At 34.9% G+C, this 13,369-nt stretch carries 13 protein-coding genes; all 13 read left to right on the top strand.

What is annotated here, in order from left to right:
* The first annotated feature begins 8 nt into the window (after positions 1-8).
* The 13 genes from PQ456_RS19825 (at position 9) to PQ456_RS19765 (ending at position 13,344) form a co-directional block, all read left to right on the top strand.
* Entirely contained in the window at positions 9-776 is a 768-nt protein-coding gene (locus PQ456_RS19825) for a flagellin N-terminal helical domain-containing protein (protein WP_273613749.1), read from the top strand.
* Between the two features lie 173 nt (positions 777-949).
* Positions 950-1,330: a flagellar protein FlaG gene (locus PQ456_RS19820; RefSeq protein ID WP_273613748.1), complete on the top strand. Its 381-nt coding sequence runs from the start codon at positions 950-952 to the stop codon at positions 1,328-1,330.
* Positions 1,331-1,342: 12 nt separating this feature from the next.
* A complete protein-coding gene (gene fliD, locus PQ456_RS19815) occupies positions 1,343-2,821 on the top strand; it encodes a flagellar filament capping protein FliD (protein WP_273613747.1) in 1,479 nt (492 codons plus the stop codon).
* Between the two features lie 16 nt (positions 2,822-2,837).
* Positions 2,838-3,221: a flagellar export chaperone FliS gene (gene fliS / locus PQ456_RS19810; protein WP_273613746.1), complete on the top strand. Its 384-nt coding sequence runs from the start codon at positions 2,838-2,840 to the stop codon at positions 3,219-3,221.
* Positions 3,222-3,223: 2 nt separating this feature from the next.
* Positions 3,224-3,571, top strand: coding sequence for a hypothetical protein (locus tag PQ456_RS19805; RefSeq protein ID WP_273613745.1), 348 nt, complete (start codon positions 3,224-3,226; stop codon positions 3,569-3,571).
* A 119-nt stretch (positions 3,572-3,690) separates the two neighbouring features.
* Positions 3,691-5,502 (top strand): motility associated factor glycosyltransferase family protein, encoded by a 1,812-nt coding sequence (locus PQ456_RS19800; protein ID WP_273613744.1) that lies wholly within the window; start codon positions 3,691-3,693, stop codon positions 5,500-5,502.
* A 49-nt stretch (positions 5,503-5,551) separates the two neighbouring features.
* On the top strand, positions 5,552-6,571 hold the full coding sequence (locus PQ456_RS19795) for a UDP-N-acetylglucosamine 4,6-dehydratase family protein (protein ID WP_273613743.1): 1,020 nt from the start codon (positions 5,552-5,554) through the stop codon (positions 6,569-6,571).
* A complete protein-coding gene (locus PQ456_RS19790; RefSeq protein WP_273613742.1) occupies positions 6,568-7,278 on the top strand; it encodes an acylneuraminate cytidylyltransferase family protein in 711 nt (236 codons plus the stop codon). The genes PQ456_RS19795 and PQ456_RS19790 overlap by 4 nt, the downstream gene beginning before the upstream one ends.
* A gap of 19 nt (positions 7,279-7,297) precedes the next feature.
* A complete protein-coding gene (gene neuB / locus PQ456_RS19785; protein ID WP_273613741.1) occupies positions 7,298-8,329 on the top strand; it encodes an N-acetylneuraminate synthase in 1,032 nt (343 codons plus the stop codon).
* The gene (gene neuC / locus PQ456_RS19780; RefSeq protein WP_273613740.1) at positions 8,326-9,465 is read left to right on the top strand and encodes a UDP-N-acetylglucosamine 2-epimerase; all 1,140 of its coding nucleotides are present in this window, start codon (positions 8,326-8,328) and stop codon (positions 9,463-9,465) included. Before neuB ends, neuC begins: the two co-directional genes overlap by 4 nt.
* A gap of 12 nt (positions 9,466-9,477) precedes the next feature.
* Entirely contained in the window at positions 9,478-10,116 is a 639-nt protein-coding gene (locus PQ456_RS19775; RefSeq protein ID WP_273613739.1) for an acetyltransferase, read from the top strand.
* 6 nt (positions 10,117-10,122) lie between these two features.
* Positions 10,123-11,262 (top strand): DegT/DnrJ/EryC1/StrS family aminotransferase, encoded by a 1,140-nt coding sequence (locus tag PQ456_RS19770; RefSeq protein WP_273613738.1) that lies wholly within the window; start codon positions 10,123-10,125, stop codon positions 11,260-11,262.
* Between the two features lie 33 nt (positions 11,263-11,295).
* Positions 11,296-13,344, top strand: a complete 2,049-nt coding sequence (locus PQ456_RS19765; protein WP_273613737.1) for a sulfatase-like hydrolase/transferase — start codon at positions 11,296-11,298, stop codon at positions 13,342-13,344.
* The last annotated feature ends 25 nt before the right edge of the window (positions 13,345-13,369 follow it).

The raw sequence follows: 13,369 nt of genomic DNA, 5'->3' as shown, positions 1-13,369 counted from the left end.
AAATAACAATGATTATCAATCATAATATTCCAGCTTTAAACACACAACGTAACATGGGTCTGAACAGTGCAGCAGCTAGCAAAAACATGGAAAAACTATCTTCAGGACTACGGATCAACCGTGCAGCGGATGATGCAGCAGGACTATCAATCTCTGAAAAAATGCGCGGACAGATTCGCGGATTAGAGCAAGCACAACGTAACGTACAAGATGGTATCTCTTTCGCACAAACAGCAGAGGGTGCAATGAACGAAGTGAGTTCAATGCTTGGACGTATGAAAGAATTGAATGTTCAGAAAGAAAACGGAACATACAGCTCTGGCGACAAAGCAAACATCAATGCTGAATTAAGCCAATTAGGTACACAAATCGATAGCATCATGAGCAACACTACTTTTAACGGTATTCACGTTACAAGTAGCGTTAAAGTACAAGCTGATGACAAAGCATTCCAAATTACTATTTCTGGTGTAAATACAGCTGGATTTAAAAACTTAGGTTCAGGTAGCAAATTATCTGCAATTAGTAATGCAATCGAAAAAGTAGCAACACAACGTGCGAACTTGGGTGCTGTGCAAAACCGTTTGGAATACACTTCCAACAACTTGGGAACAACAGTGGAAAACTTAACAGCATCTGAATCACGTATTCGTGATACCGATATGGCTAAGGAAATGGTAGCATTGTCTAAAAACAACATTTTGGTACAGGCTTCACAATCGATGTTGTCCCAAGCGAACTCTTCACCACAGGGCGTATTGTCCTTACTGCGTTAATACGAAAAACAAGTACTCAAGACTCTGCCTTTGGCAGGGTCTTTTTACTTATTTATGCGATATATCTTAAACAATTGCCTGTAAAGACCGATATAGATAGTAACATACTAAACAGACCACTAATAGAATAAATTACAACTTACACATAATCATATTGAATAAGGAGGTTCTGCATGGATCCAATTACATCTTCAGGAAATATGGGAAGTACAATACCAACTCAACCTACCATCGTTAAAAAAGAAGTAAGTACTGAGCCTAAACCTAATGTGGCGATTGAACAAGCTATTATAGCAGCTTCTCAACCTACCCAAGCGACCAAATTACAAAATCAGGAACAGGCTATCAAAGATTTGCAAAAAACGATTGATGCTATTCAGGGGCCACAAAAAGCATTTGAAATCTCAGTGCATCAAGAAACACATGCAATTATGATCAAAGTAAAAAATAAAGAAACAGGCGATTTGATCCGGGAAGTACCTTCTGAAAAAGTTTTGGATGCCTTAGCAAAATTAATGGAAGTTACAGGATTAATTGTCGATAAAAAGGTGTAGGAGGAAAACGATATGGTTACAAGAATTACTGGATTAGCTAGCGGTATGGATATAGATGCAACAGTTACAAAGTTAATGACAGCCGAAAAAGCTCCTCTTACTAAATTAACTCAACAAAAACAATTGGTTGAATGGAAGCGTGAAGGTTATCGCGATGTTAGTACTAAATTAGTTTCTTTTTTAAACGATAAATTAAATAATTTGAGTCTGAGTAGTTCGATTAATGCTCAGAAAGCAACAATCACAGGTAATACCTCTGCTGTTTCTGCTACAGCCACGGGTGCTGCTAGTGGAGGAGTACTGAATGTTTCTGTACAAGGACTAGCTACTGCTACCAATGTGAAATCAACTACTGGAGCAGGTGTTCATGCAAGTACAGATGCTTTATCTACAGTATATAGCGGAAGTGAAACTTCGATTACACTAAATGGTACTTCTATTTCATTTAGTCCTTCAGATTCAATTGATTCATTTATGCAAAAAATAAATTCGAACAAAGACGCTGGAGTTACAGCAGTATTCGATCCTTCAAGTGGTAAAATGTCATTGACTAATAAGGCTACTGGTAATTCTAATCTTACCTTTAGCGGTGAAGCATTGGCAGCATTTGGATTGGATAATACAGCTACTGTAGCTCAAGGTGCAGATGCACAACTTACAGTGAATGGATTGTCGGTTACGCAAAAATCCAATACATTTGCTATGAATGGTGTAACGCTCACACTAAATTCTGTAACACCTACAGGACAATCTACACAAATTAGTGTTTCTGCAGATACAGATAAATTAGTAGCAACTGTACAGTCCTTTGTAGATGCTTATAATGATGTGCTATCTACTTTGAATACGAAAGTCGGCGAAGAGCGTTATCCAAAGTATGCTCCTTTGACTGATGAACAGAAAAAAGATTTGAGTGATGACGAGCAGGCACTTTGGAATAAAAAAGCTAAAAGTGGTATGCTAAAAAATGATGATATGTTACAAAATACTATTTCAAGTATGCGTACAGCCATGATTCAAGGCGTTACTTTAAGTGATGGCAATAAAGTGAGTTTTGCTCAACTTGGTATTACAACAGGAACTTATGAGACTAGAGGTAAACTGACTTTAGATCCTGATAAGCTTAAAACAGCTTTAGAAAAAGATCCTAATATTGTAAATAACTTTTTTGGATCTCAAGACAGTACAGCGCTAAACACGAATAAATATACCGATCAAGATGGCATACTATCTAGAATGAAAAAAGTAGCTAAATCTTCTTTGGAAAGCTTGGCTAGTACTGCAGGTACATCTAAAGTAAGTAGTGATGCTAACTCTACTTTTCTAGTTAATAGTTTAATGGGAACACAAATAACAGGTATGGAAAGACGTATTTCTGATTGGAACAGTCGTCTAAATACTATTGAAACTAATTATTATAAGAAATTTACTGCGATGGAAACTGCTATCAGCCGATATAATACTCAGTCAACTAGTCTTTCGAGTCTTTAAATAAGGAGGTGATAGAGTGATTAAATCACCCTATCAAAAATATCAACAAGCGCAGGCACAGACAGCTTCAAAACCAAAACTTCTAATTATGTTATATGATGGTGCTATTCGATTCGTAAAAGCAGGTATTGAAGGCATTGAAGAAAAAGATTATCAGAAAGCAAATAACAATCTTTGTAAAGCTCAAGCAATTGTACATGAATTAATTTCTTCATTGAATTTTGATTTTCCAATTGCTCATGAATTGATTGTTATTTATGAATATATGTTGCACAGTCTTATTGAAGCGAATATCAAGAAAAATGTTACTCTAGCTGAAGAGGTATTAGTACATTTAGCAGACTTGCGAGAAACTTGGGTAGAAGCAAGTAGAATGCCAGAAGCAGCTAGCGGTGTATAATGATGAGTGCTACTGATCACATTCAAATCCATTTGCAAAAGTTGGAAGAGATCACAACTAATGTAGTGAGTCGCATTTCTATAATAAGTGAAGAAGAACTACTTGATTTTGTCAATGAACGTGAAGTGATTATTACAGAGATGCAAGCGCATCGAGAATATATCACTGATACCGAAAGACAAGTTATTCAGAAGTTATTAGATTGTGATCCTTTAATTATGCAGAAGTTAAATTATTTTAAAGATGAAGCAGGCCATTGGTTGGAAAAGCAAGGTAATATTCGTAACCAGCACACGGCGTATCATCAAAATTTTGTGAATGATAGTTTTTTTATAGATCGTCTCAAATAAAACACATAAAAATCCACCTAGTTGTTCAGCTAGGTGGATTTTTATGTTAAATGTTCACTTCAATCCTTTTGATTCCGATATACTACATATAGAAAGTAAATTTACGAGCGAATGGTGGTATGATAGTGTCTAATTTAGAACTGAATCAAACCGTACTAGAGCAACGTTTTAACAATGTCGCTCATAAGACTCTTACAATAGACCTTGATTATAATAAAGACAAAGAAATAATCATGGAACCGTGGGATAAAGATGAGGCATGGCTTGAGGCAGTACGAGGATCAGTAGGAGATTTAAATCTTATTTTTGTCTATGGATTCGGACAGGGTCTTGGTATAGCTGATCTTTTGGAAATGTATCCTAATCGTTGGTTATTTGTATATGAACCTGATGAAGAAGCTTTTATGGAATCAATGAAAAATTACGATTTTAGAGAACTGTTAACGCATCCTAACTTACACTGGTTATCTGTAGGGGAATCGCAACTAAATATGTTATTTTATTTAGTATGTAGCTATATGCAACAAGAGATGGCTTTTGTAGCATTAAGACATTATCTAGATCATGATATGGAAATACTGCATGATATTAAAAAGAAATTTACGGAATATAGTTTTACATTTAATTCAAATAAAAAAACAGAAGAGTTTTTCCGCCAAGATTGGGTGCGTAATAGTCTTTACCAAATGCCAAATATGCTAGCTTCTCCTTCGATTGAACAGTTATTGAATTCTTTTGAAGGAGTCACTGCGGTAATTACAGCTTCCGGTCCTTCCCTGCAAGAAGATATTGAATGGATTGAGCGATTGAAGTCACATGCATTAGTTATTGCAGCAGGTTCAAGTATTCAGGCATTAGTTAAAAATGATATTCAACCCCATATGACAGTTATTATGGATGGTAACGAAATTAACAATAAAGTATTTAAAGATCCCAAAACATTAGAAGCCCCTCTATTTCATACGTCGTCAGCGTATTATGAAATATCAGGTAGAAAGCATCATGACTTGATTTATAGCGTAATGGGTAATGATGAATTCTCTCAATATTTAATGGGTTTAAAAAAGGAACAAATTGCGATTTCTTCTACGCCTACTGTAGCAGGAACAGCTATTCAAGCGGCTATTCGTCTGGGTGCTACTCGTATTATTATGATGGGACAAGATTTATCATTCCCGGATAATAAGTATTATGCAGATGGAGTAGGACACGTTGAAGTTAAACATACTGATGTTACAGTCCAAACAGCTACACAAAAGATTTTAAATGTAAAAGGAACTTATAATTTAACCGATTCTAGTTTTCTATTTATGAAAGATAGTTTGGAAGATATCATTAATGCTTATCCATCGGTAGAGTTTATAAATACTACAAAAAATGGTGCAGTTATTGAAGGCACAACATGGATGTCTATAGAAGAAGCTTTTGATATGCTTGCTGATCAGCATATTGAACCACATCCTGTTGAATCTTTGATTGCAAAATCCAAATCAGAAATAAATGGCGATACAAAAGCTTATGTACAAAATAAAATGAATTATGTTATCAATGATCTCAAAGAAATGAAAAAAGAAATATCAGAAATCCAAAAATTGATGAATAAAATTGAAGAGCACAGTCGCACAAAGCCGATGAAAGCTCAAAAAACATTAGAACTTATTGAGCAAAAATGGGGAACAATCGCTAATCGAGAATGGTTTGAACCTATTTTTAACACAGTTATGCCTACAGATTTGAGAGAATTTGATCAACAATTACCTTTTATTGTCACAGAAAAAAATCTGTCTATTAAATGTAAATTAATCAATCAATATTTAGGAAAATTGCTTAAAGATTTAATAGAAAAAGAACCGTTCCTTGAACAATTATTTAGCGAGTCTTTAATTAAAATCAGTGAGATTAGACCGGATCAATTTTCTCAAAGTCACTAATATATTTCTTACATGTCTTACATCCAAGTTAAAGAAATAGGAGAAAAATATGTTCAAAAACAAAGTTGTTTTAGTCACCGGCGGAACTGGATCTATCGGAAGTGAAATTGTTCGTAATATATTATCGCAAGAGCCAAAAGCTGTAAGGATTTATAGCAGAGACGAAAGCAAACAATTTGATATCCAGCAACAATTAAAAGAATATTCTAATGTACGTTATTTGATTGGGGATATTCGTGATCAGAAACGTCTTAGTTATGCGATGGAAGATGTGGATTATATTTTCCATGCAGCTGCACTAAAGCATGTTCCTTCATGTGAGTATAATCCAATGGAAGCTGTTAAAACGAATGTGATTGGTGTACAAAATCTGATCGAAACGGCTTTGGAGCATAATGTTAAAAAAGTTGTAGCAATCAGTACGGATAAAGTGGTGAATCCTACCAATACCATGGGTGCAACCAAACTATTATCAGAACGTTTAATTTCAGCTGCTAATATGTATAAGGGAAGCAAAGATACTGTCTTTTCCTGTGTTCGGTTTGGCAATGTAATGGGATCGAGAGGTTCGGTTATTCCTTTGTTCCGTGATCAAATTGTTAAAGGAAATGCTGTTACAGTTACACATAAAGAAATGACTCGATTTATGATGTCTATTCCACAAGCTGCTCAGTTAGTTATTGATGCGGCAACGTATTCGCAAGGTGGAGAAGTATTTGTTCTAAAAATGCCTATTCTTAAAATTACTGATTTGGCACAATGTCTTATCGATTCTTATGAAGAGGCTTCAGGTATTACATTTAAAGGTTCTATTAATGAAACAGGTATACGCCCTGGTGAGAAGCTGTATGAAGAATTGATGACATTGGATGAATCAGAGCGAGCAATGGAAAATGAAAAAATGTATATCATTCCATCTCTATTTGATACAACAGAATCAGTATATAACGGATTTCAAAAAGCGAAGCATCAAGAGTACTCTTCACATACAGCACCTCAACTATTTATGCCAGAAATAAGATCATTGATTGATCGCAATGGATTAGGATTTGAAAGAGGAGTATTATGAGTTCAAGTACAGGGTGTCTGGCTATTATTCCAGCTCGCGGAGGTTCAAAAGGATTACCTGATAAAAATATACGATTGTTAAATCATAAGCCACTGATTCAGTATAGTATCGAAGCTGCTTTGAAAAGCACTTGTATTACAGAAGTAATAGTGACTACAGATAGTCCCCGGATTGCAGAAGTTGCTCGTGATGCTGGTGCAACTGTTCCTTTTTTGCGTCCGGAAGAACTATCAACAGATGAAGCTAAAAGTATTGATGTATTAGAACATGCAGTAGACTTTTGTGAACAACAGCTTAAACAGTATTATCCATACATTATGCTGTTGCAACCAACTTCTCCTTTGCGGCAGGTGCAAGATATTGAACAAGCATTTGCTACTTTTCTGCAATATGAAGCTGATTCTTTGCAAAGTGTTACTTTATCATCTAGTCATCCTTATTTATTAAGAGAATTACAGGACGAACAACTAGTCCCTTATCTAAAACATCAAGATTCTCATTTACGTAGACAAGATTTACAAGATGTATATGCGCTTAATGGTGCTATTTATATTATGAAAAGAGATTTATTATGTATCGATCATTCTTTAGTAGGCGCTCGTAATTATGGATATATTATGCCAGAGGAACGTTCTATAGATATTGATACTGATTTTGATTTGAAGTTAGCTCAATTTATGCTAACAACAAATGATCGATCGAATTGAAAAAAATGGGGGTGTGATAATGTCGGTACAAAGCCTTTTTTCGGATAGTAATACTTCTACTTACATCATTGCCGAGATAGGTGTTAACCATAATGGTTCTATGGATTTAGCTTTACAATGTATTGATCAAGCTGTAGAGAGCGGAGCAGATGCAGTAAAATTTCAGACTTTTAAAAGCGAACATCTAGTGACCAAACATGCACAGAAAGCTGATTATCAGACAAACAATACATCATCTACAGAAAGCCAGCTAGAAATGTTACAAAAGTTAGAATTAAGCTTTGATAATTTTATTGTGCTTAAAGAGTACTGCGATGAGAAAAATATCGATTTTTTATCGACTCCTTTTGACGAAGAAAGTGCTACATTTCTAGATTCTATTGGTATTGATGCTTTTAAAATTGGTTCTGGCGATATGAATAACATTCCTTTTCTAGAGCAAATTAATAAGTATAAGCGACCAGTCTTATTATCTACAGGAATGTCGAATTTGGAAGAGGTTCGTGAACCATTGGCTACCCTAAAGGATTGTTCTGTAGCGATTCTTCATTGTACTTCAGACTATCCTGCTCCTTTGGAAGATGTGAATTTAAATGCGATCCGCACATTACACAAAGAATACCGTCAAGTAACTGGTTATTCAGATCATACTTCGGGTATTGAAATTGCAATAGCAGCTACTGTAATAGGTGCGCGTATTATTGAGAAGCATTTTACATTAGATCGTTCTTTACCAGGACCTGATCATAAAGCTTCGCTAGAACCATCTGATTTTGCAAAAATGGTTCAGGCTATACGCAATGTAGAACAAGCACTGGGAGACGGAATCAAAAGATGTATGCCTTCAGAAGAAAATACCAAAATTGTAGCTAGAAAAAGTATTGTAATGGCTAGTGCTCAGCAAGCAGGACATATCTTATCTTCAACTGATCTTGCTATCAAACGTCCGGGTACAGGTATTGAACCTCGATTTTATCAAGAATTAATTGGTAAGCAATTAACGCATGATGTGCTAGAAGATCAATTATTACAATGGGATGATCTCAAATGAAAAAAGTACTTGTAGTAACAGGAACAAGAGCGGACTATGGTATATATTTTCCTATTTTACAAGCAATACAAGAAGAGCCTGAGTTAGATTTGCAATTGCTAGTCACAGGTATGCATTTATCTCCACAATACGGTTATACCATAAGTCATATTGAAAAAGATGGTTTTACAGTATCGGCCAAAGTAGATTGTCTACTCCAATCACCGACTCACGCCAATATGGCTAAGTCTATTGGGCTTGCTATTGTAGGTATGAGTCAGGCGATAGAAACATTATTACCTGATTGTGTTCTTGTATTGGGAGATCGCGGTGAAATGCTAGCTGCGTCTATTGTTGCAACACATATGAATATTCCTCTTTTTCATTTACATGGTGGGGAAGTTTCAGGAACAATTGATGAGTCTGTCAGACATGCAATTAGCAAATTAGCTCATATTCACTTAGCAGCTACAGAAGGTAGCCGTGAGCGCTTAATAAAGCTTGGTGAAAATGATTGGCGTATTCATGTTGTAGGAGCACCTCGAATTGAAACTATGCTAAATACACCTTTGCCTGATTTCGAACAGGTTAAAATTAAATATGGATTAGATCATATCAGCCAATATCTATTGTTTATTTATCATCCAGTAACAACAGAACAAGCAAATATAAAAGAATTAGAACGTATGTTGGAAAAATTGGTAGCTACCTCGAAAGCTATTGTTTGCGTTATGCCTAATTCAGATGCAGGTACAGATCAGATTATTCAAGTTTATCAAAAGTATCAACATAATCCTCACTTTTATCAGATTACGAGTTTTGAACAACTAGATTACTTAACGATGTTGAAGCATGCTGAAGCCCTTATAGGTAATTCTTCTTCAGGAATTATTGAAGCTGCTTCTTTTGCTATCCCTGTTATTAATATAGGTAGTCGTCAAGAAGGCAGAGAACGCTCGGCAAATATTATTGATATTTCTGAGAGTGCTGAACAACTGGATCAGGCTCTTCAACACGTTTTAGCAGATTCTTTTAAACAGAACTTAAATTCTACCGATAATGTATATAGCAAAAAAAATACCAGTATGAATATTGTAAATATATTCAAACAATTTTCTAAATCCGATGCATTAATTCAGAAAATGATTACGTATTAAGGAGTGTAATTTTTGAGTTATATCATCTATGGAGCGGGCGGTCATGCAAAAGTAATTATAGATATTTTGCATGCCAATCACGAAATGATTATTGGAGTTGTCGATGATTATTTTAAGGCCAAGGAATTTAAAGGTATTCCTGTACTAGGAAAAAGTGAAGATATCAAACGAATTGTTAAAGATTATCCAGATGCTCGATTTCTAGTAGCTATCGGGAATAATAATATTCGAATGAATATTGTCAAACAGTTAGAATATTTCAATATAAAATGGGGAACAGCAATTCATCCTAGTGCAATTATCGGTTCTGAAGTCACGATTGGTGAAGGAACAGTTATGATGCCCAATGTAGTAGTAAATGCAGATAGTGTAATCGGCAAGCATACTATTTTAAATACTGCGACTACAGTAGATCATGACTGCTCTATTGCAGATTATGTTCATTTATCTCCTGGTGTTCATACTGCGGGTGGAGTATCTATTGGTGAACGTACACATATTGGTATAGCTGCTAGTCTGATTCCAGGTGTTCATGTCGGTAAAGATACTATTGTAGGCGCTTCTTCGTGCGTTCTTTCTGATTTGCCAGATGAGATTGTAGCAGTAGGGTGCCCGGCGAAAATGATTAAAAATTTAAAGGATAAAGGATGAGTAAGTATGGCAGATCGTGAAAGAATTTACTTGTCTTCTCCACATATGAGTGGACTGGAACAACAGTATATTACAGAAGCTTTTGATAGCAATTGGGTTGCACCACTTGGTAAAAATGTAGATTCTTTCGAAGAAGAGATAGCGAGTTATGTAGGCATTGCAGGAGCAGTTGCTTTGAGCTCAGGTACAGCAGCTATTCACCTTGCCTTAATTTTACTAGATATAAGCAGAGACGATATCGTATTTTGTTCTTCGCTTACTTTTATTGCAAGTGCTAATCCTATTTTGTATCAGTCAGCTACACCTGTATTTATTGATTCAGAGCCAGATAGTTGGAATATGTCGCCAGTAGCATTAGAACAAGCTCTTACAGAATACGCAGCTAAAGGCAAAAAACCTAAAGCTGTTATTATTGTGAATCTATATGGACAAAGTGCAGATTATGATCGTTTGAAAGCGATATGTGATGCATATGAAGTTCCAATTGTAGAAGATGCCGCAGAATCTTTGGGAGCTACATATAAACAGCAAATGAGTGGAACTTTAGGTAAGTTCGGTATTTTCTCTTTTAACGGCAATAAAATTATAACCACTTCGGGTGGAGGTATGTTGGTTTCGGAAGATTTATCACTGCTAGAAAAAGCAAGATTCTATGCTACTCAAGCTAGAGATCAAGCGAAACATTATCAGCATAGTCAACTTGGATATAATTATAGACTTAGCAATATCCTTGCTGGAATAGGTAGAGGTCAGCTTCAAATATTAAATGAACGGATTGTACAAAAAAGGAATATATTTGACTACTATCAAAATGAACTATCAACAATTCAAAGTATTCAATTTATGCCAGAAACCTCTTTTGGAAAATCTACACGTTGGTTAACTACTGCTTGGATTGATCCGAAGCAATCGTCTGTGTCAGTCAGCGATATTATTACTCATTTAGAGACCTACAATATTGAGTCTAGACCTGTATGGAAACCATTACATCTACAACCTTTATTTCAAGAGTGTGCTTACTATACACATCAAGAACAAGATATCAGTGCCACCTTATTTAATCAAGGGATTTGCTTACCTTCTGATACTAATATGTCTTTACAACAACAAGAATTTATTGTGCAACAGTTGAAAGATATTTTCTAAGCTATATATTGAGAAGAATCGAGATGAGAAGTTATGAGAAAATATCCAATTCAACAAAGTATTCATTATTTATCTGCACTATATCAAGATATCAAAACAGATTTTGAAAACAACAATGTAGTAAATTTACAAAATAATATCGAAAAATACGAAAAATCGAACAGTGATGCTCATCTAATCTCAATCAAAAGTAACGCTTATTTTCAATTAGGAGAATATCAAAAAGCTGAAGCTGTTCTTCTACAAGGCTTAAAAGAATATCCTTTTCATTTTGATATCAATTTGAATGCAGGGATAGTCTACGAAATGCAAACCAAATTAGAGATGAGTCTCTGCTATTACATTCAAGCTCATAAATTCTCCAAAACTAAAGAAGAGCGTGATCTTGCTGAAACTTATATCAATCGTATGAACTTGCTATTAAAAGAAGTATATGAAAATGAACCTAATGAATTAGTAAAAATTTTCAATCTAGGTAATCGTCTGCTTCAAGAAAAAGATTATCGTTCTTTTCCTTTAGATGCTTATCAACAAAGTACAATACGCCAATTGATGGCTTCAGACACTGTTAATCCTTACATGACTAATATGTATAAGAGCTTCAATATTCATAATGTGGATCAAAAAAATAGATTTGATTATGCTACAGAAACACTTCCGGGAAATGTGTACTCCTCCCATCACGAGATTATATTAGATCAACCTACTATTTTGCCTGTTTCTGTTTTAGATACACAGACTAGCCTTAGTTTTGAACTTAATAAAAAAGTATATTCTTTTGCAAATAACGATTTATTTTACAATTCACATCAATATTTAAGATTTAATGAGACTGGTACTTTGAAAATAAAAACGGATAAACCTGTCTTTATTGGGAAACCTTTATCTATCACAGACAGTCCTCTATCTAAAAAATTAGTTGTTAATATCTTTGTTGATGGTGTATCCGGTGCATTTATACAGAAACATCACTTATCAGAATTAATGCCTAATACGTATAACTACTTCAAAAATAGCTTTATCACCAATGATTGTTACGCTACTAGCGAATGGACATTTCCAAGTGTAGCGAGTATGTATACAGGAAAATATACAACCAATCATCATATTTTTCATCCAGATTTCAATTATGATTTTGCAAGCAACAATAAAATGATGCAAGAGTATTTTAAAGAAGCTGGTTATATGACGACTCAAATCGGTGGAGATTGGCGTGTTACTCCAGCACATGGTTATCATAAAGGATTTGACCGTATTATTTATAAAAACTTTATGAGTGGTGGTATGGATACTGCCAATATTGTTAGTGAAACCTTAGAACATCTGGAAGCATTTAAAGGAAAAAATAATTTCTTATGGATATCACTTGCAGATCTACATCATGTTCCTGATGATATTGATCAAAACTTAATGACTCAAGTACAGCTTGATATTAGTGAAAGAGTGAAACGAGATACTAAAGGTCCAACAACAGTACTTACTCCTTTTGACACCAATAAACATGATAAATATATCAATGAAATCAAACGAATTGATTTTTATTTGAATACATTATATGAGTACTTTAATAACAATTATCAAGATGAAGAGGTTTTAATTGTTTTACATTCAGATCATGGACAGTCTTTTTTAGAAAATACAGATATTTTACTTAACGAAAGTAGACGCAAAGTTCCATTAATGATCAAAGGTGGATCTACACCAGTTGGAACATCTAATGAATTGATGGCTACAATAGATATTTTACCAACCCTGCTTCATTTAGCTCAATTGCCAGCTGCAACAGAGATTGATGGTCAATTGCCTGTCATATTCGGTGGCGATAGCGCTCGAACATTTACTTATACAGAAGCGATTCATCCAAATCAGACCTATAAAGCAGCTTTGACCGATGATACGCATCATGTTTACTTTGAGAACGGAACGGCTATTCAAAACGATGGCTTAATTGATCTTAATCAGTACACTCTTCGATTGATTAACAAAGTGACAGGGGAAGACGAAACAGAAGCACTTGCAGATCGAGCAGATTATTATGAACAGATCATATGGGAACATGTTCAGAGCAATGCTAAATTTTAATCAGATATTGTTTGAGACTTACCAC

The organism is Paenibacillus kyungheensis (genome assembly GCF_028606985.1).
Taxonomy (GTDB): Bacteria; Bacillota; Bacilli; order Paenibacillales; family Paenibacillaceae; genus Saccharibacillus; species Saccharibacillus kyungheensis.
Note: the sequence above shows the minus strand (reverse complement) of the source record. Positions and strands in the feature narration are given on the sequence as shown.

Excerpts from the sequence above, each read along its gene's own strand:
- PQ456_RS19825 (WP_273613749.1), top strand. The coding sequence starts at position 9 with ATGATTATCAATCATAATATTCCAGCTTTAAACACACAACGTAACATG.
- PQ456_RS19820 (WP_273613748.1), top strand. The coding sequence starts at position 950 with ATGGATCCAATTACATCTTCAGGAAATATGGGAAGTACAATACCAACT.
- fliD (WP_273613747.1), top strand. The coding sequence starts at position 1,343 with ATGGTTACAAGAATTACTGGATTAGCTAGCGGTATGGATATAGATGCA.
- PQ456_RS19805 (WP_273613745.1), top strand. The coding sequence starts at position 3,224 with ATGAGTGCTACTGATCACATTCAAATCCATTTGCAAAAGTTGGAAGAG.
- PQ456_RS19800 (WP_273613744.1), top strand. The coding sequence starts at position 3,691 with ATGATAGTGTCTAATTTAGAACTGAATCAAACCGTACTAGAGCAACGT.
- PQ456_RS19795 (WP_273613743.1), top strand. The coding sequence starts at position 5,552 with ATGTTCAAAAACAAAGTTGTTTTAGTCACCGGCGGAACTGGATCTATC.
- PQ456_RS19790 (WP_273613742.1), top strand. The coding sequence starts at position 6,568 with ATGAGTTCAAGTACAGGGTGTCTGGCTATTATTCCAGCTCGCGGAGGT.
- neuB (WP_273613741.1), top strand. The coding sequence starts at position 7,298 with ATGTCGGTACAAAGCCTTTTTTCGGATAGTAATACTTCTACTTACATC.
- neuC (WP_273613740.1), top strand. The coding sequence starts at position 8,326 with ATGAAAAAAGTACTTGTAGTAACAGGAACAAGAGCGGACTATGGTATA.
- PQ456_RS19770 (WP_273613738.1), top strand. The coding sequence starts at position 10,123 with ATGGCAGATCGTGAAAGAATTTACTTGTCTTCTCCACATATGAGTGGA.
- PQ456_RS19765 (WP_273613737.1), top strand. The coding sequence starts at position 11,296 with ATGAGAAAATATCCAATTCAACAAAGTATTCATTATTTATCTGCACTA.